24 protein-coding genes are annotated in these 23169 nt (G+C 36.9%); 18 read left to right on the top strand and 6 right to left on the bottom strand.

The window, feature by feature from the left end; all coding sequences use genetic code 11:
• The first annotated feature begins 151 nt into the window (after positions 1-151).
• Positions 152-697, top strand: a complete 546-nt coding sequence (locus QDN89_RS09855; protein WP_280769962.1) for a DUF84 family protein — start codon at positions 152-154, stop codon at positions 695-697.
• Here QDN89_RS09855 and QDN89_RS09850 read toward each other — a convergent pair.
• A complete protein-coding gene (locus QDN89_RS09850; RefSeq protein ID WP_280769961.1) occupies positions 692-1129 on the bottom strand; it encodes a YtoQ family protein in 438 nt (145 codons plus the stop codon). The two genes, QDN89_RS09855 and QDN89_RS09850, sit on opposite strands and share 6 nt — an antisense overlap.
• Before the next feature lie 127 nt (positions 1130-1256).
• Between QDN89_RS09850 and QDN89_RS09845 the strand changes: the two genes are divergently transcribed.
• The 8 genes from QDN89_RS09845 (at position 1257) to murC (ending at position 9775) form a co-directional block, all read left to right on the top strand.
• Positions 1257-2285, top strand: a complete 1029-nt coding sequence (locus tag QDN89_RS09845) for a PTS sugar transporter subunit IIC (protein ID WP_280769960.1) — start codon at positions 1257-1259, stop codon at positions 2283-2285.
• A gap of 11 nt (positions 2286-2296) precedes the next feature.
• Complete coding sequence (locus tag QDN89_RS09840) at positions 2297-2614, top strand: thioredoxin family protein (RefSeq protein ID WP_280769959.1); 318 nt, start codon at positions 2297-2299, stop codon at positions 2612-2614.
• A gap of 114 nt (positions 2615-2728) precedes the next feature.
• Complete coding sequence (locus tag QDN89_RS09835; RefSeq protein ID WP_280769958.1) at positions 2729-3538, top strand: DUF1444 domain-containing protein; 810 nt, start codon at positions 2729-2731, stop codon at positions 3536-3538.
• A 168-nt stretch (positions 3539-3706) separates the two neighbouring features.
• Complete coding sequence (locus tag QDN89_RS09830) at positions 3707-5890, top strand: DNA translocase FtsK (RefSeq protein WP_280769957.1); 2184 nt, start codon at positions 3707-3709, stop codon at positions 5888-5890.
• Between the two features lie 233 nt (positions 5891-6123).
• Complete coding sequence (locus QDN89_RS09825; RefSeq protein WP_280769956.1) at positions 6124-6312, top strand: hypothetical protein; 189 nt, start codon at positions 6124-6126, stop codon at positions 6310-6312.
• 30 nt (positions 6313-6342) lie between these two features.
• Complete coding sequence (locus QDN89_RS09820; protein WP_280769955.1) at positions 6343-7446, top strand: nicotinate phosphoribosyltransferase; 1104 nt, start codon at positions 6343-6345, stop codon at positions 7444-7446.
• A gap of 183 nt (positions 7447-7629) precedes the next feature.
• A complete protein-coding gene (locus tag QDN89_RS09815) occupies positions 7630-8304 on the top strand; it encodes a hypothetical protein (RefSeq protein WP_280769954.1) in 675 nt (224 codons plus the stop codon).
• A 175-nt stretch (positions 8305-8479) separates the two neighbouring features.
• On the top strand, positions 8480-9775 hold the full coding sequence (gene murC, locus QDN89_RS09810; RefSeq protein ID WP_280769953.1) for a UDP-N-acetylmuramate--L-alanine ligase: 1296 nt from the start codon (positions 8480-8482) through the stop codon (positions 9773-9775).
• Between the two features lie 85 nt (positions 9776-9860).
• Here murC and QDN89_RS09805 read toward each other — a convergent pair whose 3' ends face one another.
• Positions 9861-10976 (bottom strand): aminopeptidase, encoded by a 1116-nt coding sequence (locus QDN89_RS09805; protein ID WP_280769952.1) that lies wholly within the window; start codon positions 10974-10976, stop codon positions 9861-9863.
• A gap of 192 nt (positions 10977-11168) precedes the next feature.
• Here QDN89_RS09805 and QDN89_RS09800 point away from each other — a divergent pair, with 192 nt between their 5' ends.
• The 3 genes from QDN89_RS09800 (at position 11169) to ytxJ (ending at position 12501) form a co-directional block, all read left to right on the top strand.
• Positions 11169-11612: a DUF948 domain-containing protein gene (locus tag QDN89_RS09800; protein ID WP_280769951.1), complete on the top strand. Its 444-nt coding sequence runs from the start codon at positions 11169-11171 to the stop codon at positions 11610-11612.
• Positions 11613-11703: 91 nt separating this feature from the next.
• Positions 11704-12153, top strand: coding sequence for a YtxH domain-containing protein (locus QDN89_RS09795; RefSeq protein WP_280769950.1), 450 nt, complete (start codon positions 11704-11706; stop codon positions 12151-12153).
• Between the two features lie 15 nt (positions 12154-12168).
• On the top strand, positions 12169-12501 hold the full coding sequence (gene ytxJ / locus QDN89_RS09790) for a bacillithiol system redox-active protein YtxJ (RefSeq protein WP_280769949.1): 333 nt from the start codon (positions 12169-12171) through the stop codon (positions 12499-12501).
• Positions 12502-12581: 80 nt separating this feature from the next.
• Here ytxJ and QDN89_RS09785 read toward each other — a convergent pair whose 3' ends face one another.
• Positions 12582-14747 (bottom strand): cell division FtsA domain-containing protein, encoded by a 2166-nt coding sequence (locus QDN89_RS09785; RefSeq protein WP_280769948.1) that lies wholly within the window; start codon positions 14745-14747, stop codon positions 12582-12584.
• 246 nt (positions 14748-14993) lie between these two features.
• Between QDN89_RS09785 and QDN89_RS09780 the strand changes: the two genes are divergently transcribed.
• The 6 genes from QDN89_RS09780 (at position 14994) to QDN89_RS09755 (ending at position 20435) form a co-directional block, all read left to right on the top strand.
• Entirely contained in the window at positions 14994-16088 is a 1095-nt protein-coding gene (locus QDN89_RS09780) for a bifunctional 3-deoxy-7-phosphoheptulonate synthase/chorismate mutase (protein WP_280769947.1), read from the top strand.
• 336 nt (positions 16089-16424) lie between these two features.
• Entirely contained in the window at positions 16425-16592 is a 168-nt protein-coding gene (locus tag QDN89_RS09775; RefSeq protein ID WP_280769946.1) for a hypothetical protein, read from the top strand.
• A 229-nt stretch (positions 16593-16821) separates the two neighbouring features.
• Positions 16822-17835, top strand: coding sequence for a catabolite control protein A (gene ccpA / locus QDN89_RS09770; RefSeq protein ID WP_280769945.1), 1014 nt, complete (start codon positions 16822-16824; stop codon positions 17833-17835).
• A 241-nt stretch (positions 17836-18076) separates the two neighbouring features.
• On the top strand, positions 18077-18889 hold the full coding sequence (gene motP / locus QDN89_RS09765; RefSeq protein ID WP_280769944.1) for a flagellar motor protein MotP: 813 nt from the start codon (positions 18077-18079) through the stop codon (positions 18887-18889).
• Positions 18882-19655 (top strand): flagellar motor protein MotS, encoded by a 774-nt coding sequence (gene motS / locus QDN89_RS09760; protein WP_280769943.1) that lies wholly within the window; start codon positions 18882-18884, stop codon positions 19653-19655. The genes motP and motS overlap by 8 nt, the downstream gene beginning before the upstream one ends.
• A 66-nt stretch (positions 19656-19721) precedes the next feature.
• Positions 19722-20435, top strand: coding sequence for a 5'-methylthioadenosine/adenosylhomocysteine nucleosidase (locus QDN89_RS09755; RefSeq protein ID WP_280769942.1), 714 nt, complete (start codon positions 19722-19724; stop codon positions 20433-20435).
• Positions 20436-20487: 52 nt separating this feature from the next.
• Here the strand turns inward: QDN89_RS09755 and QDN89_RS09750 are convergent, their stop codons facing one another.
• The 3 genes from QDN89_RS09750 to QDN89_RS09740 are packed head-to-tail and all read right to left on the bottom strand — an operon-like array spanning position 20488 to position 22960.
• Positions 20488-21663 carry an acetoin utilization protein AcuC gene (locus QDN89_RS09750; protein ID WP_280769941.1) on the bottom strand — a complete coding sequence of 392 codons (1176 nt, stop codon included), beginning with the start codon at positions 21661-21663 and terminating at the stop codon, positions 20488-20490.
• Positions 21660-22304 carry a CBS and ACT domain-containing protein gene (locus QDN89_RS09745; RefSeq protein WP_280769940.1) on the bottom strand — a complete coding sequence of 215 codons (645 nt, stop codon included), beginning with the start codon at positions 22302-22304 and terminating at the stop codon, positions 21660-21662. The genes QDN89_RS09750 and QDN89_RS09745 overlap by 4 nt, the downstream gene beginning before the upstream one ends.
• Positions 22305-22324: 20 nt before the next feature.
• Complete coding sequence (locus tag QDN89_RS09740) at positions 22325-22960, bottom strand: GNAT family N-acetyltransferase (protein WP_280769939.1); 636 nt, start codon at positions 22958-22960, stop codon at positions 22325-22327.
• Positions 22961-23169: the final 209 nt, after the last annotated feature.

Below are 23169 nucleotides of genomic sequence, written 5' to 3'. Positions count from 1 at the left end.
AATATTAGGGTTTATCGCGCGCAAATTGGCTATTTATGCGCGCCAAACGTCATTTAACGCGCGAAACACCAGGAATTCCGCGCACAAAATGGCTATTCCCGCGCACAACACGATAACTATAAGATCATTATTTATAAGGGAGTGAACATTTTTGCAAAAAATCTATGTTGGTTCGATGAATCCAGCTAAAATAAAATCCGTTGAAACTGTTTTCGGTCATAAATATAACGTGGAAGGGTGTAATGCACCTTCTCATGTCTCCAATCAACCAATGTCAGATAAGGAAACAAAACAAGGGGCAGTTCAACGCGCAACCTATCTCGTTGAGCATAAGCTTGTTGATATAGGCATTGGACTTGAGGGAGGTGTTATGACGATAGAAGACCAACTTTATTTATGCAATTGGGGGGCGCTTGCAACAAAACAAGGGCATATTTTCGTTGCAGCGGGTGCAAGGATACCTCTCCCATCATTCGTGCAAAATAGAATGAATGATGGTTTAGAGTTAGGAGAGGTAATGGAGGTCTGGACAAAAAAGCATAATGTACGAAGTAATGAAGGGGCGATTGGAGTTTTTACCGAAGGTCTTTTGGATCGTACGACGATGTTCAGCCAAATAAATAGTATGTTATTGGGCCAACTTTATCACTTTAATAACAAAAAGACGCCACCATTTAGTGACGTCGATGTATTATGATTCAAAAATGTAAGAAAGAGCTTGGATCGCTTGATCAACATTTTCTACAGTGACTTGTGCTTTTTCAGATAATTCTTTTAAAGGATGATGAAGGTCTTTTGAGCGAACTAAAATAAGTGGTTTGTTAAGAGCAACTGCTGATGCAGCGTCGGCAGCACTGTTCCATTGTTTATATTTTTCGCCAAATAATGCAATAACGACATCTGACTTTTCCATTAAAATACGAGTTCTCAAATTATTAAATTTTGAAGCAGCCTCGTCTTTATAAATGGAACTTGGTTGTTCCCCTAAGATTTCTTCCCCAATATTGTCAGAACGATCATGGTTTTCCATTGGTCCAACAAATTGAATTGGTAAGTTTTTTGCTTTCTTCTTAATTTCTGTGCGCCAGTCATCGTGAATTTGTCCTGCTAAGTATACTGTTAAGTTCATAAATTAATCCCTCCATTTATATGTTTCCATTTTACAACCAATGAATCAGCGGCACAAATGACATGCTGAGATGTGTTATTATAATCTTTAGTATTTGGACTTAAACTTGAAAAGTAAGGAGTATGAGATGAGAGATTTCTTTAAAAGAAAAGGCATTGAACCAACGTTTCATAATTACATCATCAATACGTTGAGTTATATGGCCCTTGGATTATTTTCATCGCTAATTATCGGACTGATTATGGAAACAATCGGTTCACAGATGCTTGGTTTTGGAGTACCTGGATCTGCTGTCCTTATAAAGATGGGAGAAACGGCGATGAGTTTATCGGGGCCAGCGATCGGTGTTGCTGTCGCTTACGGACTAGGGGCACCTAGACTTGTGTTGTTTGCTGCAGTAATAAGCGGTGCATCTGGAGGAGAGCTGGCAGGACCTGTTGGAAGTTTTCTAGCTGCATTAATTTCAACAGAAATTGGAAAAATGGTGTCGAAAGAGACGAAAATAGATATCATTGTTACGCCACTTGTGACGATTATCGCAGGCGTAGGAAGTGCGATGTTAATTGGTCCGCCGATTGCGAGTGCTGTAACGCAGTTTGGACTTTTCATTATGTGGGCGACAGAACAGCAACCATTTATGATGGGGATTTTAGTCGCAGTTTTTATGGGTCTTGCTTTAACTGCTCCAATATCAAGCGCTGCAATTGCAATTATGCTTGGTTTGGAAGGGATAGCAGCAGGTGCTGCCACCGTTGGGTGTGCGTCTCAGATGATAGGTTTTGCATCAAGTAGCTTTCGTGAAAACGGCTGGTCTGGACTTTTAGCTTTAGGAATAGGAACTTCAATGTTGCAAATTGCTAATGTTTTAAAAAATCCCTATATACTTATTCCCCCTACTGTCACAGCAGCTATTTTAGGTCCTTTATCGACGATGGTTTTTTATATGGAAAACAATGATGCGGGGGCTGGAATGGGTACGAGCGGTTTTGTTGGACAAATCATGACGATCCGAACAATGGGGACGGATATTTCTGTACTTATAAGCATTTTATTGTTACATTTTTTATTACCTGCTATCTTAAGTTTCATCCTTTCAGAATGGTTACGAAAAACGAATCGTATTAAATATGGAGATATGACAATTGATAAATCATAGGAGGAATCACGATGAAAAATATAGCGTCAATGGATCAATACAATGAAGTAATAGAAGGTGAAGGTGCAGTAGTAATGTTTACTGCAGGGTGGTGTCCCGACTGTACAATCATCGAACCGTTGTTACCAGTTTTAGAGGAAAATCATAGTGAATTAGAGTTCTATAAAGTTAATCGGGATGAGTTTATTGAATTATGTCAAGAACTAGACATTTTTGGAATACCAAGTTTTGTTGTGTTTAAAGAAGGTAATGAAGTGGATCGATTTGTGAGTAAAGATCGAAAAACAATGGAAGAAATTGATTCTTTCTTAACAAAAGCAAAACAATAAAAAAGGGAAACAGGGTGCCACATCAGTGTCCCTGTTTTTTCAATTTTTATAAGCAGAGGAATTGGTGATTAACTGTCATCATGTTAAAATAATGAATGAACTGGAGGGAATAAAATGAAACCGATCCAAATGAAACGGGAAATTGAGGCAAAACTTACTAATGAAAACTGGGTTACATCCTTCGATAGAGAACAAGGTACATTGAGGATCATAGATAAGCGGGTTGATAAAGGAGTAACAATTAACTTAGATAATTTAACACCAAAGTTTGAGAAAAATAAGGATCAAGCTTTGGAAGAAACAATGAAAATGATCACGGAAGGATTAAGGTTATTAACTGCTGAAGTAAGTCTTACAGGGAATGAACAACATATTTTTCCTGTCATCCGAACGACTTCTTTTGAAACAGAAACAAATGATGGTCGTAAGCTTCTTCATTCCGATCATACGGCAGAAACAAAAATCTTTTACGCTGTTGACCAAGGCAATTCATATTCTCTTATAGATGAAGGAATGCTTGAAAAAGCAGGGAAAACATTCGCCGAAATTCAAGAAATGAGTCAATTTAATGTTCGTTCACTAACACATACGATGAGAGAAGATAAAGTGGCAGGGAATACCTTCTATTTTGTAAGTATGAACGATGGTTATGATGCGAGTAGAATCCTTGATGACGTGTTATTGAAAAAAATGGATGAAAAAACATTAGGTCAATTAACCGTCGCTATTCCTCACCATGATGTGCTTATCTTTGGTGATATTCAAAATGAAACAGGGTACGATGTGCTAGCGCAAATGGTTTTTCAATTTTTTTCACAAGGACGAATACCTTTGACAGCTTTGCCATTCATGTATGAGAACGGAGAACTAGAACCGATCTTTATTTTAGCCCGAAAAAAACCAAAAGAAACGAAAAAAGATTGATGTATTTTTTTACTTAGCAAGTTAATATAAAGATAGAGTATTTCAAGAATCGCCTCTTTGGTGATTCTTTTTTCTTGTTCATTGTTTCAATGAACAATGCTTAGAGCTTATGGGTTGAACCTACGTGGAACGTATATTGATAACATGATAAGGATTAGGTGATGATAAATGAAAGAAACACGGTTATTAAATTATTTTTCTAAACTAAAAAAATGGTTATTTCCAGATGAGGATACTGAACCGTTAGAAAGAAAACGAGAAGATAGTCCACCGCTTTATGAAAGTTCAAAACAAGGTTTTAGAAATAATGAAAATTATATAGAAGAACACAATGTAAGAATGATTAGTAAGTATCCGAAGGAAGGATCGTTTCGATTCCCACTTATCAAAGATGAGGTAAAGGAAGCACAACCATCGGCGTCAAAAAAAACAAATGCGACAGATGATAAAAAAGAAATACAAACAACGGTAGAAAAGGAAAAAAAGGAAGTTAATAAGGAAAAATTTACAGGTCATCGCTTTTCTGTTCGAGAGATTCCATCTCCGATACATGGTTACCAACCAATACATATGCGAACAGCTTCTCATATCAGTGAGAAGGAAGAAAATCAAAATAAGGAGCAAAAATCAACTTACGTTCCTGAAGTTTCGAAAGGAAAGGTACCTCGATTAACTCGACGGGAGAAAAGTGAAAACACTCCTGTCAACCAACCAAGTGAAACCAAACAGAATATTATTCCTTTTAAACGTGAAAAGGAAGTTGATAAATCTGAAAACGAAGGGGAACAACTTGTAAAGAATTTGAATGAAAAATCACCATCGAAAACGATGAAACAAAAACATGCGGAAATAGAAAAGGAAGAAGAGAAAGAAAAAGAGTCTCCTGTTATTTTTATGGACAATCAGATGGATGGAGCGACAGATGAAAAGAGGATAAGCACTGATAATCAGGAGAAAGGTAATTATTCTTTTCCGTCTCTTCTCTTGTTAAATGAACCGGTAAAAACAGAAAAAGATGACAAGTTATGGCTTAGTGAGCAGACGGAAAAATTAAATGAGACATTTGAATATTTCCACATACGTGCAGAGGTTGTCCGGGTAACAAAAGGACCATCTGTCACTAGGTTTGAGGTTCAACCTGAACCAGGAGTGAAAGTGAGTAAAATCGTCAACTTAACAGATGACTTAAAGTTAAGTCTTTCAGCTAAAGACATTCGAATCGAAGCACCTATTCCAGGGAAAAATACGATTGGAGTCGAAGTGCCAAATGATGTGGCTGAGCCTGTATTTTTAAGGGAGATCCTAGAGCATCCGTCCTTTAATCAGGCTGAATCTCCATTGACGGTTGCGATGGGGATGGGTATATCTGGGGATCCTGTTCTTACGGATCTACAGAAGATGCCCCATGGACTGATAGCAGGATCTACCGGATCAGGGAAAAGTGTTTGTGTGAATTCGATCCTTACAAGTATTGTGTACAAGGCATCTCCTGAAGAGGTAAGGTTATTATTAATTGACCCGAAAATGGTTGAGTTAGCGCCATTTAATGATGTGCCTCATTTAGCAGCTCCAGTCATTACAGACCCAAAAGAGGCGACAGAAGGGTTGAAATGGGCTGTAACAGAAATGGAGAGGCGTTATCAATCTTTTGCCAATGCAGGTGCGAGAGATATTGCTCGATATAACGAGAAAATGGAGAGAGCAGAAAAGCCAGAAGAGAAATTACCTTACTTATTGATCGTAGTGGATGAATTAGCGGATCTCATGATGGTTTCTCCTCAAGACGTGGAAGATTCCATTTGTCGTATCGCCCAAAAAGCAAGAGCTTGTGGGATCCATTTACTTGTGGCAACCCAACGTCCTTCGGTGGATGTCATAACTGGTTTAATCAAAGCAAATATCCCAACAAGAGTTGCCTTTTCGGTGTCATCACAAGCAGATTCCCGTACAATTCTTGATGCCGGTGGTGCTGAAAGATTATTAGGGCGAGGGGACATGCTTCTATTAGAGAGTGGCTCATCTAAACCTGTTCGGATTCAAGGAACATTCGTATCAGATGATGAAATAGACCGAGTGGTTGATTATGTTAAAGAATTACCAACACTTCCATTTTTATTTGAAAAAGAAGAACTAAAAGAAAAAATAGCTACGGAAGCAGAAGATGATTTATTTGAAGAAGCGTGTGAATTTGTTCTTCAAGAGCAAGCGGCTTCCGCTTCCTTGTTGCAACGGCGGTTTCGCATGGGCTATAATCGAGCGGCCAGATTGATTGATGTGATGGAATCTCGAGGTATCGTTTCTTCCTCTCGAGGGAGTAAACCGAGGGATGTTTATTTGACAAAACATGAATAAAAGGAACAAAATAGATAAAAGGAGTATTTAGACTACACATCTCTCCTTTTTTTATATACAATGTTAGTGGTATTCCGTTTTATCGCCCATTAAAAATTTCATAGGGATCCGCGATTACTTTTCAGGTGATGAAGAGAAAAACGAAGAATCTACATGCGTTCAATGAAACACATCGATTTCGTTTGCTTCACGCTTCACGCGAGGTCGAACTAAAACCAGGGAGGGATGTTCTCATGCAACAGATGTCTTTGGAAAATTTGGTTCAACATGTATCTCCGCAGTGGATTCACCTATTAAGAGTACAAGAAAGGTCCCAATTTATTGTTTTGAAAAATGGGATACAGACAGTTAATGAAGATGATGTTGCCGAAATTATGGAAGCTGTGATTCAAGAGCATGCTAAAGAAACCCTCTACCATTAAATGGAACAGGGAAGTTCAAGGAGATAAAAAATGAAGGAAATTAGCTTGAAGCTACAGGGGAAAATAAAGCGATTAACAAATAAAACATTTAAGTTTGATGAAAGAGTTGGAGAAGGTTGGTTTTCCGCTGTTTATTTTTTGAAAACAAAAGAGATTGCCGAAAAGTATAAGCCTAATAATGTTGTCACGATGCAGTTTTTTCAAAAGACTCAAGCCGTTTTGTGTGGAACAGATGAAGTCATTGCACTTCTAGAGACATTTGCGATTAATCCAGAAGAGTTGGAAGTTGCATCTCTTGAAGATGGTGATAAAATTGAACCTTTTGAAACAGTTATGACGATTAAAGGTCCATACCAGAACTACGGTTTTTTGGAAGGTGTTATTGATGGGATTTTCGCTAGACGAACATCGGTAGCAACCAATGTATACGAAGTTGTCAAAGCAGCAAAATCATCTGGTGTGGAAAAACCAGTTATTTTTATGGGCGATAGGGACGATCATTTTATGATGCAATCAGGTGATGGATACGCTGCTTATATTGGTGGTTCTAAGGCACAAGCGACTCATGCGATGAATGAGTGGTGGGGAAAAAGAGGAATTGGTACGATGCCCCACGCACTTATTCAATTGTTTGAAGGCGATGTCGTTGAAGCAACAAAAGCGTATAAGGAAACATATCCTGATGATGATTTATTAGCGCTAGTAGACTATAATAACGACGTGATCACAGATTCATTGAAAGTGGCGCGAGCTTTTGGAAATGAGTTAGAAGGGGTTCGTGTTGATACTTCTAATCATTTAATTGATCAATATTTTAATCGCCATCCAGAGGTTCTAGGTACGTTCGATCCTAGAGGAGTTAATCCGAAGTTGCTATTTGCTCTTCGAGAAGCTCTTGACGAAGAAGGCTACGACCACGTGAAAATTGTCGCATCTGGTGGATTTGATGCTAAACGAATTGAGCGCTATGAAAGAATTGGTGCCCCAGTAGATATGTATGGAGTAGGAAGTAGCTTATTAAACATTCATATTGGTTTTACTGGAGATAATGTGGTGTTAAATGGTAAACCACAAGCAAAGACCGGCCGTAAACTTCGCGAAAATCAAAGATTACAAAAAATAACTTTAGGTTGATGCAAAGAAAAGGAGCTATCTCATACAATAAGAGTCAGGCACATTTGTTACAGTATAGAGAATAACCTAACGGTTGATGAACCTATATGCTGTAGCACTTGGTAAAGTCAGGCACTTATGAGAGGCTTCTTTTCTCTTTTATTTAGACCTCTCTCAAAAGGGGTTGTAAAGGGGTAGATAAAAATGCAACGAAGAAAAGCGGAGTTTTTAGTTGATTTTCAAAAAGTGAAATCCAACAAACAACAGGTTTTACAGAATACATTTGCAGATTTATACGATTGGATGTTTACATTCATTCAGTCTGAAGCAAACTTGCGAGAAAAAGTTCGTGCAAAGCATTTGTTTTGTCATAAAATAGGGTTAAGCAATAAGGAAGAACTGGATCCATCTATGCAAGTTCACTTTGAACATTGGCTATTATTTGACTATGTAACAGTTGTTGGTTCTAGGTTGTTTGACATTTTTGTTCGTACGAAACAAAACGAAATGACAAAACAAATGTTGGAATTATGCGGGATATTAATGCTCATGCATTTCGTCCCTGTTCGAATTTGTGAAGTCAAAAAAGAGCATGTGAAGATGTTTTCTTTATTTGATGAAAAGGAAATAGAAGTATCTCCATATTTATTTGAACCAGATGTAAATAAGAATGATCTTGCTTTTATGAGACTTTCGATGATTGGATTTGAAAAGAAGATCATAGGACCAACTATCGTGATTGACCCTTCTTTTGAGCAAAAAATAATAAAAGAATTAACGAACGTGTATAAACAAGGTCAACCTGAATATAGAAGGTATTTAAAAGAATATGGGATAGACATGCTGAAGTATGGTAAGATTCACGATGGAAGAAAATAGACTAATCAATGACAACTATAAAGAAGGACTACGGGTTGATGGTTCTCGCGATTATTTTTTGCTATAATAAGGGAATATTACCTATGTGCAATCCGACAGAATAGAAAAAAGAATGATGGAAGAGTTGGATCTATGTAAGAAATAGAAGATCTTAATAGAACGTGGAGGTTCAATCATGACAGTTTACCATTTTATTGGAATTAAAGGCTCTGGTATGAGTGCATTAGCTCAAATTTTGAGTGATATGAAATATCATGTACAGGGATCAGATGTTGATAAAGTATTTTTTACTCAAAAACCACTAGAGAAAAAAGGTATTCCAATTTTCTCATTTGAAAAAGAAAATATTAAACAAGGGCAAACGCTTATTGCTTCACCGGCTTTTAACGAAGAAAATGTTGAAATCCAAGCAGCATCCGAGTTAGATATGGAAGTACACTCGTATCCACACTTTTTAGGAGAGTTTATTCAAAACTTTACTAGCATTGCTGTTACAGGATCACATGGTAAAACATCAACAACAGGGCTACTTGCTCACGTCATTGATGCGGCTCGTCCCACATCTTACTTAATTGGTGATGGAACTGGGCGAGGTAGGGAAAATAGTGAATATTTTGTGTTTGAAGCATGTGAATATCGTCGTCATTTTTTGAATTATCATCCTGACTATGCCATTATGACAAATATTGACTTTGACCATCCAGATTACTTTAAAGATGTTGAAGATGTTTTTGATGCTTTTCAAGAAATGGCAATGCAAGTGAAAAAAGCTATTATTGCTTGTGGTGATGACAATCACTTACAAGAACTTAACGCACAAGTACCTGTGCTATACTACGGACTAAACGAAGATAATGATTTCTACGCCAAAAATATCAAAACAGATAAAGAAGGAACTCATTTTGATGTATATGTTCGTAGTTCATTATATGGATCTTTCACGATACCTGGTTATGGCTCTCATCATGTTCTCAATGCGTTATCTGTTATCACGTTATGTCATTATGAGGGGATAGAGCTAGATAAGGTTCAAGCCCAACTAACATCCTTTGAAGGTGTTAAACGACGGTTTAGTGAAAAACAGCGAGGAGATCAAATTTTAATTGACGACTATGCTCATCATCCGACTGAAATTTCTGCCACGATTGAGTCTGCTCAAAAAAAGTATGGAGAAAAAGATGTTGTTGCTATTTTTCAACCGCACACTTTCACGCGGACCAGAACATTTCTTGACGAATTTGCTAAAAGTCTGGAAGAAGCAGACCATGTTTATTTATGTGATATTTTCTCATCAGCTCGTGAAAAAAGTGGTCAATTATCTATTGAAGATTTACGAGGTAAAATTAAGGGAGCAAATCTCATAAAAGAAGATCAAATGGATGTATTAAAGCAACATGAAAATGCTGTTTTGATATTTATGGGAGCTGGAGACGTACAAAAGTTTCAAACCGCTTATGAGAATACGTTATAACGATAAGCATGACATTAAAAAGCCAATTCCATTTTAGGAATTGGCTTTTATTAGGACCAATTTAACTGGTTTTTATTGATAAACTTTACTTTAAATTTTCCGGGTTTAGACCAATCAAATCTTCAACAACAAACCGCCCATTCTCGCGAATTAATTCGCCGTCGAAATAGATGTTTCCACCACCGTATTCAGGACGCTGAATATGCACGAGGTCCCAATGAATAGCAGAATCGTTCCCGTTGTATGCATTATCATATGCTTGGCCAGGGGTGAAGTGGAAACTTCCATCAATTTTTTCATCAAATAAAATATCTTGCATCGGGTGCTGAATATAAGGATTCATTCCAATAGCGAATTCACCTATATATTTAGCTCCTTCATCCGTATTAAATATTTCATTGATTTTTTTCGTGTGATTGGAAGAGGCTTCAATAATTTTTCCATTTTTAAATGTTAATGTAACATTTTCAAAAGTCGTTCCTTGATAAGGGGAAGCGGTATTATAGGAGATTGTCCCATTCACTGAATTTCTAACTGGGGCAGAATAAACTTCTCCATCAGGAATATTTAGTCGACCAGCGCATTTGATGGCAGGAATATCTTTAATAGAAAAAGATAAATCAGTTCCTTCACCAGTTAGTCTAACGTGATCGGTATTATTCATTCGTTTTACTAACGCCTCCATTGCTTGATCCATCTTAGCGTAGTCTAAATTGCATACATTAAAGTAAAAGTCTTCAAACCCTTCTGTACTCATTTTTGCTAATTGAGCCATTGAATGGCTTGGATATCGAAGAACAACCCATTTTGTATTTGGAACGCGTATGTGTCTATGTACGGTTGTTCCAACAGTTTGTTGGTGTAGACTCATTTTGTCAGAAGGAACATCAGAAAGTTCGTTGATGTTATCCCCTGCTCTAAGTCCTATGTAAGCATCCATCTGTTTCATGACGTAAGCTTCATACTCGGCTGTCAATTTTTGCTGTTCTTTGGAAGCACCCATGAGTAAACTTCGGTTTACTTCATGTTCTTTAAGGGAAACAAAAGGAATAGCTTCGGCCTTATAAGCTTCTTCTACTAATGCTTTGACAAGTTCTTTTTGAACACCGAAATTTTCAATAAGGATTTTTTCTCCTTTTTGTAAATCAACGGAATAATGAATTAAATTTTGTGCTAGTTTTGTGATTCGAGGATCTTTCATTCATCTTCCTCCTTTTTTTTAGATATGGGTGTAATAACTTCCTCTATTTTACACACTTCTTTGTAGATTAACCACAGATACACCTATAATCATAAAAAAATGATAATACTAGCAGGAATTTCGCAAAAGATGTTGAATCTTGTTTTAATAGGGTTAGAATGAAATTTAAGGAATAATCAGGAGGTATCGAACATGGAATGGTTAATGTATGTTAGTGTTGCTGTTATCGCAATTGCGTTTGCGTTTCTCGTTTTTTACATTATTCAGACGTTACTATCAATGAAAAAAACGATGGAAAGTGTGTCGACAACAGTGGAAGAGTTGCAAACACAGGTGGATGGAATCACGAAAGAATCCACACAATTATTACATAAGACAAATAAATTAGCGGATGATCTTCAACATAAGTCTGATTCATTGAACTCTGTATTTGATGCTGCGAAAGATTTAGGAGATTCTTTTCAAAATATTAATCAGTCCGTTAAAAAAGTTTCGTCTGCTGTATCAAGTAAGGCAGATGAAAATTCAGAGCAAGTGGCGCAAGCAGTGAAATGGGGAAATATTGTTTTAGAGTTTTGGACAAAGTACAAAGCGAAAAAAACAGGAGAATCAAAAAGTGAAAAAGACGAAAGATAAAGAGTGAAAAAAGAAATTGCTGACGCTATCTATCATATATATATAAAGATTTGATATTAGGGAGCGTCAACTTAAAAAGGGAGGAATGAGCATGAGCAATATTAACACAAAAGATTTCTTAATCGGTGGGCTTGTTGGAGGAGTTGTTGGTGCGGCTGTAACTTTTTTATGGACACCAAAGTCAGGAAGAGAAATTCGACAAAATATTAATCAACAAGCTAAAGTTGCAAAGCATAAAACAACGGATTGGACTAGTCAAGCTGTGGAAAAAGGAAGCACAATGGCTAGTACAGCAGCAAGAAGTGTGTCTGACCAATCTACTCAATTGATTGATAAAGTGAAGACATTAACGACGTCTGTTAGAAAAGACATGGCTCAACTGACAGAGTCTGCTGATTATTTGGTAGATGATTTAGAGGGAATTAGTGAAGATATTGCTGCATCTGTTCGACAAGAAGTGGAAGATTTGCAGCGATCAGTAGAACAACTTGTTAAAGAAGTAGAAGAGAAAGAACGACTAAAGAATGAGAAAAGTGAATAACAAGGAGGAAGTCTATTGAGCATCAAGAAAATCGAAAGTAATGAAGAATGGAAAAAAATCCAATCAGAAACAGATTCTTATTTCTTGTTAAAAAATAGTACTACTTGCCCAATAAGTTCAGAGGCGTTAACTGAAATAGAGAAGTATGCAGAAGCAAATGCTCCATTTCCTGTCTATTATTTAAATGTGCAAGAATTAAGAGACTTATCAAATCAAATAGCTGAGGATTTCTCGATCAAACATGAAACACCTCAACTATTTTTTATTCAAAACAATGAGGTAACTTGGCATGCTTCCCACTGGAAAATTACAAAAAAGAACGCAGAAAAAGCGGCGGCAAATGCGTAAATTACTAATATGAATTCTCGTTTATGAGCCCAAAGTAATATGAAGAAAAACACCTCCATTTTTGGGAGGTGTTTTTCTTATTAACTAAGGTCTACCCATCTTAGTTCAAGGGTATCACCGTGATGGATTTGAGAAGAGAAAGACGTTTCTTCATCATTTCTTAAGATGACCGGTTTTTTTTGCTGATCATTTGGTCGTTGGATATTCACTTTCGAGAACACATCTTGAAAAATAAAAGAAATTTGTTCTTTTTTTCTTATTTGAATACGATCCCCATTTTTCAATGGCGAGTATAAGGAAATTGTTTTTTTATCTTGCATGCAATCATACATTTCTTTTTCTAGTCGAACGGGTTCATCATTGAAGGAAATAATGATTTCTCGATGAGATAGGTCATACAGTTTTTCAATGGCAGATTTTAATGTAAGTCCTTTTTGTTCTTCCTGAACAATCTCCAACTCATCCATATGTTTAATCGAAGATGTTAAAGAGCCTTCTTGTCCATTGATAAAAATCGTCGTCTTTTTTTCATAAAGTTTGATAGATTGATCGTTTATATAAACAGTAATTGGATTCGTTGAGTTAAAATCATTAATTACATTTAAACTAGTTTGAAGCTCTTCGACGTTTTGTGGAAGTTGGCACTCTATCACATCCCTATCGAGTAAATCCGAATTTAAATGTGCCTGCTCTCCATTTTTTAAAAGCATAGGTGTAATGATTGTTTCTTCTCCCTTGAAGATGATCGTCATCGAAGGTTGTTCGTCAAGAACATCTTCAATGGTTGCAATGGCATCTTTTCCACTTCGTCCTTTAGATACTTCAAGCACATCGCCGTGAAACAACGGGGCATCTAGCTCTGTGTCTTCTCCGTTCTTTTTAAGAGTTGGAGGAGTGCCGTGCTCCCCAGGGATGGAAACCACCCTCCCATTTACTTTCACCATCATAGCCATACCAGGTTTACCATAAAGCTTTGAGAGTTCTAATCCGCTAGAGAGCAATCCATCCCCTACGGTTAATTTTTTAATATCGAATAAGCGAACAGTTTCTTGATTGACTTGAATACTTACATATTCAACGGGACTTTCCTTAGCTGCAATCGCAATTCCTATCGGAGTGACTAATTCAGGAGTTGCGTCGTATTCTTGTTCGAAAGTTAACCCTTTAATCGCATCAATTCCTCTGATAGCTACTCTGTTTTTCGGAAGTTCCAAACGTTCTGCTACTTTTTCGGGAAGGTCAGGTGTTAAACTACCACCACCTACAAGCATGACCGCTTTTGGTGATCTTCCGTTAAGTTTTAAAATCTCTAGGCAAATTTGATCGGCTAAATGATTAATTGCTCCTTGAATTGGAGCAATGACTTCGTCTTTTTTATAAGAATTTTCCATACCTAGAATATCCGTCATAACCACTTCTTCATTTTGATGAAGTGTTCGTTTAATGATTTCAGCATCAGGAAAGTCGAGTAAAAAGTAATCACTTAAAGCTTCTGTAATTTCGTCACCAGCGTTAGGAACCATACCGTATGCAGTGACTGTCCCTAGGTCTGTAATGGCTATATCTGACGTTCCGGCACCAATATCTACAAGTGCAACATTCAATCTTCTCATCGACTGTGGAATTAACACATTAATGGCTGCAATTGGTTCTAACGTTAGCGCTTCTAATTCAAGACCCGATCGTTGCAAGGCAGAAATCAACGACTCTACAACTACTTTAGGTAAAAAAGTAGCTATTACTTCAACAGAGGCAGTTTCGCCTCGTTGGTCTACAAGGCTTCCAATTTCTTCTCCATCAAGGCGATAATCGATGACAGAGTAGCCGACACAATAATCGGTTACCTTTTGATTCACATAGTTTCCTTCATGAGCTAAATGGAATTGTGCTTTTTGAACAGCACTCAGTTCAAGGTGAAGCAATGATTTTCGATCAAAAATTGGTTTTCCTAATATGTCCAAATCGACTTTCGCACGTTTCGTTTTCAAAGATCGCCCTGCAGCCGCGACACAGACGGTTGTGAGTGGACCGTGCTTTTCCTCTAAATGTTCTTTTACGTATGTAATGGTATGAGAAACGGCTAAAACGTTGTGTATTTGACCGTCTAACATGGAACGCTCTTTATGTTCTAAACTGTATACATCTAACACGTGATATCCTTGTTGCTTTTGTTGGAGGATTAAACCTACTACCGATCGAGTACCAATATCTAGTGCGAAAATTAATTTATCTGAAGCATCATTCATATAAAATCACCTCTAAAAAAGTATGTAAAAGAATTTTTTTTTCGAATTATCTACTATTTATTATACATGAGAGAGCTAATAAATGCTGATTTGATAGGGAATTAGATTAAAAAGTAACGCTTTACCACTTAAAAGCGTTTAAGAATTAAAGAAAAGGTGGTGACATTGTGGAATGAATCGTATATAATAGTGGCTAAATCGAAAAAAGTCGTAGAAGACTTTGCTGCAAAGAGAGGAGATTTTCTGATGGGTAATGAACAATTAGAAGAGTTGAGAAGCCAATTAGATAAAGTAAATGATCAATTGGTGGAGTTAATTAATGAGCGAGCAAAGATAGCTCAGGAAATTGGCCGGGTTAAGAGTGCGCAGGGTCTAAACCGATTTGATCCTGTGAGAGAAAGAAAAATGCTGAATTTTATTGAGCAAAGTAACGAGGGTCCTTTTGAAACATCGACACTTCAACACATCTTCAAAGAGATTTTTAAAGCAAGTTTAGAACTTCAAGAGGATGATCATTCAAAAGCACTTCTTGTTTCTCGTAAAAAGCATCCTGAGGATACTATTGTTACGGTTCGAGGAGAAAAAATAGGGAATGGAGAACAGCGTATTATTGCTGGTCCGTGTTCTGTAGAAAGTTTTGAACAAGTAGATGAAGTAGCAAAAGCATTGAAAAAAGAAGGAATTAAGTTTTTACGTGGTGGAGCATTCAAACCTAGAACATCCCCTTACGATTTCCAAGGTCTAGGAGAAGAAGGGTTGAAAATTCTAAAAGAAGTTGCTGATAAGCATGATCTCGCTGTTATTAGTGAAATCGTCACTCCACATGATATTGAAAAAGCTGTCGATTATCTTGATGTGATTCAAATTGGCGCAAGAAATATGCAAAACTTTGAGTTATTAAAAGCAGCAGGTAGTGTCGATAAGCCAATCTTATTAAAACGTGGTCTTTCAGCTACAATCGCTGAATTTATCAATGCAGCAGAATACATTCACTCTAAAGGAAATGGCAATATCATGTTGTGTGAGCGAGGTATTCGCACATACGAAACGGCTACAAGAAACACATTAGATATTTCAGCTGTACCTATCTTGAAACAAGAGACTCACTTGCCTGTATTTGTTGATGTGACACATTCATCTGGTCGTCGTGACCTTTTACTACCAATGGCTAAAGCAGCACTTGCAGTAGGCGCTGATGGCGTTATGACAGAGGTACACCCAGATCCAGCTGTTGCACTTTCTGATTCAGCTCAACAAATGGATATTCCTCAATTCCATGAGTTCATGGCTAATTTAGAAAAGTCAGGCTTATATAAACAAAAAAGAGCAGAAGTGAAGTAATCGAGTACCAATGGAATATCTTTAAAAAGTCCCCTTTTTAGGGGCTTTTTATTTTGTGGTGTGGATCTTGAAAATAAAATCAGAGTAGAGAGAGTTCCACCTTCTTACTGAGGATTTTCAAGGTAAAATCACCACTTTTTTCATTATTACATAATGATCACACAGGATTTTGAAAACAAATCGAGATTTTCATAACTAATTTAGTCGATTAAAGTTATAATAAACATGAGGTGCAAGAGACGAGCTGATTCTGTTCACGAATAGTTTCCTTTCCTAAGAGACACTCTATGAAAAAGGGTGTGATAAATGTGTATCTGGTTAGGAGACTAGCTATTTGTGTTATTAAGGTTGAGTAACTTTACCGCAAGTTGTGCTTTAGATAATGCAGAAATACAGACAATTCGATTGATCCAACATACGACTGTCCAATCAGTAGTAGAAATGAATGTATTCGATCAAGAAATGTTTATCGTTTACAATAACTATCATGAAAAATCATTTTAGTGAGGATATGAAAATTGTTTAATACGTTTGTAGAAAAATGACGTTAATTGGAAAAAACATGGTTAAATTCCGTTGGAAACTATAGCTAATTCGTGAAGTGACTTAAGATTTATGGAGGATTTGTCGATATTAGTAAAGAATTTGCGCGCCTCCAAAAAGTGTCGTATCATAGCATTACATTATGAAAGTATGAAAGCCATAATTTGTAATAAACAAGGAGGAGCAATCAATGAATATAACTATTTATGATGTAGCAAGAGAAGCAAGTGTTTCAATGGCAACAGTATCCCGTGTTGTCAATGGTAATCCAAACGTTAAACCAACTACGAGAAAAAGGGTATTAGAAGCTATTGACCGTTTAGGCTATCGCCCAAATGCTGTGGCAAGAGGGTTAGCAAGCAAGAAAACCACAACAGTAGGAGTTATCATTCCTGATATTTCGAGTATTTTCTTCTCTGAACTTGCTCGAGGGATTGAAGATATTGCAACGATGTATAAGTATAATATTATCTTATGTAATTCTGATCAAAATAAAGAGAAGGAAATTCATCTCATCAACACATTATTAGAGAAACAGGTTGATGGTATCGTGTTCATGGGTGGAGAAATTACGAAAGAGCACGAAGATACATTTAAGAAATCTCCTGTACCGATCGTATTGTCTGCAACGGTTGATGATAAAAAAGAGTTCCCGTCCGTTAATATTGACTATAAACAAGCTGCTTATGATGCTGTTAAATCAATAATTGAACAAGGCCATAAGAAGATAGCTATGTTGTCTGGAACATTAGAGGATCCTATTAACGGATATTTAAAGTATTCTGGCTACAAAGAAGCTTTGCAAGACGCTGGGCTTGAAGTAGATGATAACATGGTCGTCATCGGTGATTACACGTATGATTCCGGATTGGAAGCGATGGAGTCATTGTTGAAGTTAAGTGAGCAACCAACAGCAATATTCTCCTCAACTGATGAAATGGCACTGGGTGTTATTCACGGTGCTCAAGATGCAGGCTACTCCGTTCCGAAAGACTTTGAAATCATCGGTTTCGATAACACGAGATTAGCGACAATGGTTCGTCCAACCTTATCAACAGTTGTTCAACCAATGTATGATATTGGAGCTGTTTCGATGAGATTGTTAACAAAATATATGAATAAAGAAGATGTGTCGGAAAATGTTGTGGTGCTTCCACATCGCATTGAGTATCGCCAGTCCACTTCTTTTGGAGAAGAACAATAATTAATTTGTATTAAGCTATATTCATAACAAGGCTTTTGCAAATATTGATTAACTAAAGGGGATAAATGGGGACTATTTCTCTTTGTAGATTAATTCTTAAAAAGAACAAAAAAATGAATACACTTCTTTTACTAAAGACTTCTTGCTATAAGTTGATGCAGAAGTTTTTAGTATGTCGAAGTGTTCTCTAAATAGAAATAAAAAGACAAACAAAGAGATCGTGCAGGGTAGGGAGAGGATTATGAAAAAAATTGATTTATTAACACCAGTGGGGATTTTTATTGGTTTAACAGCTGTCTTTGCAGCCATTTATTCAAATGCAGCAGGGGCAGGTGAACTGACAGACTTTATTCAGGTTGCTTCTTTACTCATTGTTTTAGGGGGCTTGTCTTCCGCTATTTTAATTAATTTTTCACTTGCTGATTTAAAGATGTTACCTAAAGTAATCAAGGAAGCATTCCAAACGAAAGAACAAGACTTGCAAGAGCTTATTGATACATTTGTTGACCTTTCGGCGAAAGCGCGTCGTGAAGGACTCCTTGCTTTAGAAGCAGGGTTAGAAAATGTGGAAGATCCTTTTATTGAAAAAGGAGTGCTTTTAGCCGTGGATGGAATTGAGCCAGACATTATAAAAGACATCATGATGGCTGAAGTCATTGCAATGGAAGAGCGGCACCGAAAAGGTAGAATTATTCTAGAAAAAGCTGGTGAATATGCACCTGCATGGGGAATGATAGGTACCCTAGTTGGACTTGTGCTTATGTTACAAAATTTAAATGATCCATCTACTCTAGGACCTAACATGGCAATTGCCTTATTAACGACACTGTATGGAACGCTATTAGCTAATCTTGTATTTAATCCAATGGCAAATAAATTGGCACTTAGCACAGAAGAAGAAGTTTTTGTTAAACAAATTGTCGTGGAAGGGGTCATTGGTGTTCAATCAGGCCAAAACCCAAAAATTCTTCAAGAAAAGCTAAGTGCTTTCCTTCCAAATCATATAAAACAACGGGAAGAGGAAGGGGAAGAGGAGAAGGATACTAATGAATAGACGACGGCAAACTCGTGAAGAAAAAGGAGCTCCAAAGTGGATGGTTACTTTTTCTGATATGATGACGTTAATTCTCGTTTTTTTCATTTTATTGTTTTCTATGTCAGTTGTAGATGCCCAGAAGTTCCGTGCGATAGCTGATTCTTTTCAAGATCGAGCGGTATTTGACTTTTATCCGTCCGTTGTACCTTTTGAAAACCCTGCCGAGGATCGAGATGTGAAAGATGATCCATTTGAACAAGAGGCTGACCCGTTTGAGTCGTTTATAGAAATGGATGAAGAGGAAATTAATGAACAGTTGGATGAATTATTAGAAGAAGTGCAAGAATACTTAGAGGTAAACGAGTTAACGGAACAAATATCAGCTTCAAGAGATGATAGAGGTGTGGTGTTAGTCTTACAAGAGCAAGCATTGTTTGAAACTGCAAGAGCAGAAATTATTAATGAAGCAGAGCCATTTCTTGGAAAAGTAGGGACATTATTATCAACAATTCCAAATATGGTTAAGGTAGAAGGTCATACGGATAGTCGGCCAATTAATACGTATCAATACCCTTCCAACTGGGAGTTGTCAGGAGCAAGGGCTAGTAGTGTGATTCGATTTTTGATTGATGATCAAAATTTAGATGCAGATAGATTTCTTGCCGTTGGTTATGGAGATACGAGACCAGTTGCACCAAATACTTCAGCAGATAATCTGCAACAAAATCGAAGAGTTGTCCTTGTCATTTCAGATCCGTCATACAGTGAAAGTGATGTGTATTAAAAACGTTAGACCGGATACTTTTACTTTTTTCGGACTTTTTATAGACGATTTAGAGGAGGCAACAAGGTGACGATCGGGATTATTGGTGCGATGGAAGAAGAAATAGCATATTTTCAACGAGCGATGACGGACTTTAAAGAAGAAAAAAGAAAATTTCATACATTTTATCATGGGAAATGGGATCATGAGGAAGTTGTTATCGTAAAATGTGGTATAGGCAAAGTAAATGCTGCGATGACTGTTCAAAAAATGATTGATCTTTTTCAAGTGACAAAAATAATTTTTACTGGTGTAGCAGGAGCTACGAATCCAATGTTAGAGATAGGGGATGTTATTGTATCGACATCTTCGCAGCAGCATGATATAGATGCTTCTGCATTAGGATTCAAAAAAGGAACGATCCCAATGTACGAGGGAAATTCGGATTTTTCAGCCGATCATCATTTGATTGAAATTGCGTACACATCAGCAAAAAGTGTCCTTAATAAAGGCGAAGAAGTTTATAAAGGTAAAGTGGTTAGTGGAGATCAGTTTATTGCAGATCCAAAGCATGTTAAAATCCTACATGATTCGTTTGATGCCGATTGTGTAGAAATGGAGGGAGCAGCAGTTGCTCAAGTTGCTCATTTCAACGAAATACCGTTTGTTATTATCCGATCAATCTCAGACAAAGCAAATGGAGAAGCTTCACAAAGTTTTGATATTTTTATGAAAGATGCGGCAAAAACATCTTCGATTATTGTTGAAAATATGATTACCAAAATAAAAAGCGAGGAATAACCTTCCTCGCTTTTTGCTGTTCCTTAAACTATGAAGAAGAGCATTCAATAGTTTAAAGTTTCACTTTTTTTTTTCGATCGAACACTGGTTTCAGAGCCTTTAATAACGTCCGCTCATTTTTTGTTTCTATTTCATTTTTCCTTGGAATGGCTGGATACATTCCTTTAGGATCAAACCATTGGGAAGGTAACTCAACAGGAGATTCATCTTTCCATTGGTTTATCCATGATTCGGGAATAGGTTTTTGAATGACATCTAATTGGTCAGACATTTCAAGCCAAAGCAAAGACCACGCTCTAGGTACAACTCGCCAAATATCATAACCGCCTCCCCCAACAGCGATCCATTTTCCATTACAGTACTCGTGAGCTAATTCATGTGCTAATTTAGGAATCTCTTCAAATAATCTTATCGTTCCACAAAGATGGGTAAGTGGGTCAAAGTAATGAGCATCTGCTCCATTTTGTGTCAAAATCACATCAGGTTTAAAATATTCGACAACTTCACGCATAGCAGCTTTATATGCATCGATAAACGATTCATCTTCCGTAAATGCTTCTAAAGGGATATTAAAAGAGTATCCATGTCCATCACCGTGTCCTCTTTCATTAACATGACCTGTTCCTGGAAATAAAAAGCGGCCACTTTCATGAAAAGAGAGGGTACAGACATTAGGATCATTATAAAAAGCCCACTGTACGCCATCTCCATGGTGAGCATCTGTATCAATATATAAAACCCTAGCATCGTATTTTTTACGAATATACTCTACTGCAATGGAACTATCATTGTAAATACAAAATCCGGATGCTTTTCCTTTAAAGCCATGATGAAGACCGCCCCCGAGGTTGAGTGCATGTTTGTAATCGTTTTCAAATATTTGATCAACAGCTGTTAGAGTTCCACCTACAAGCCATGCGGCAGCATCATGCATATACGGGAAAATTGGAGTATCTTCTGTTCCGATACCGTACGTTGTTTTATAGGAAGACTTATATTGCCCTTCTGTTGCACCAATAACTGCTTGGACATAATCTTCATCATGGACTAACAATAATTCATCTACGGTGGCTTTTCTTGCAGGAATAATCGCATCAGAAGTCAAAGCCCCAGTCTTAGTTAATAAATCATTTGTTATCGATAAGCGATGCTGGTTGAAAGGATGATCGTTATGAAACTTATATTGAAGTTGTTCTGGTGAAAAAATAAAGGCAGCTTCATTTCTCATGCTTTCATCTCCAACTCTGTAGGCCAAATAATTTTGTAATGTTTTGATCTCAATGTAGTTAGCAGTGAACTTAAATTGATCGATTGAATTCTAAAAACAAGAATTTTTTTCGTTTCATCGTAAAAAGATGGATACACTAATACACTTTGGATATTCACATTGTGTTCTTTAATAATGTTCGAAACATCTGAAAGTTGTCCACTTTCGTTTTCAACTTCAATTTCTAATCGAGATGTTGGTAAGTTGGCACCAGTAAGGCGAACGAGTATTTTAAGAAGGTCTGTTTCTGTAATGATCCCAACGAGAATGCCATCTTCCTCTACCGGTAAACAACTGATTTGGTTATCAACCATAGTGAGTGCTGCTTCTTCAACGAAGTCCATAGGAAGAGCCGTGATAACGTCATCAATCATGACATTCGATACTGGAAGGTTAACAAACTCTTTATGTTCCTCATCAAATATGGATGGAGAAGCATCTCGTAAATCACGATCAGATATGATACCCTCTAACTCGTATTTCGAATTAACTATCGGTAAATGACGAATTCGATTTTCTTTCATAAGGTCCAATGCCTCACAAATAGTCATTGTTTTATTGGAAACAACTAAGTTCTTTATCATAACATCGCGTACATTCACTAATAATCACCTTCCCGTCATTAAAACATATATTTATGCTTGAAGCGAATACGATTAAATTCATGAACGGCATCTGGTCCGACCCGTTTACCAATGCGAGCCATTAAACAATTTGCAGGATGAGAACAAATTTCTGGATCGTCTGTTGCGTACCATTCCAACCCACCAGTTTTCATAACTTTTTCCATTATATCACGGTATTCCCAGATCGATAAACCAGTTCCACGTAGGTCCCAATGCCAATAATATTCCGTTGTTATGATAATGTAATCTTCCATAGCATCATCCATCATAGAAACCTTTAACAATGTTTTTGCAAGTTGATAACCACGATAGTTGGCTGAAACTTCAATAGCTCCAAGTTCTAATAAATTATCTAAATTAACTTCGGACCATCTTTCTAATGGATCAGGATACAAATAAATGGCATAACCTACAATTTTATTTGCTTCCTTAACGATAATAATTCTACTTTCGTCTAAATCAGCGACTTTTAACAGCGCTTTTCGCTGCTGGTCAGGAGGTCTAAATGCAACAAGTCCCTCATCGAATTCAGATTCCTCAATAACTTTTTTTTCTACTGGACCTTCAATAAGAAATGTTTTTCCATCTTTTGTCCGATTTTCTATTGATTGATAATGTTTGTGATGATTCATAGACATCCCACCTTAAAGCGTTTGGCAAAAAAATGTTGTCTTAATAGTCAGAAAAGACCTTTTCTTTACTATATCATATTCCTCTCTAGGAAGAGAAAAAAATGTCAATTTTATAGATGGAAACGTGTTAAAAAATAACAGAACAGTTATATATTTATGAGATGAATTAATCAAAAAAACCAGACAAAAGGAAAGACCTTTTGTCTGGA

This window comes from Salipaludibacillus daqingensis (genome assembly GCF_029891575.1).
In the GTDB taxonomy this organism is placed as follows: Bacteria; Bacillota; Bacilli; order Bacillales; family Salisediminibacteriaceae; genus Salipaludibacillus; species Salipaludibacillus daqingensis.
Note: the sequence above shows the minus strand (reverse complement) of the source record. Positions and strands in the feature narration are given on the sequence as shown.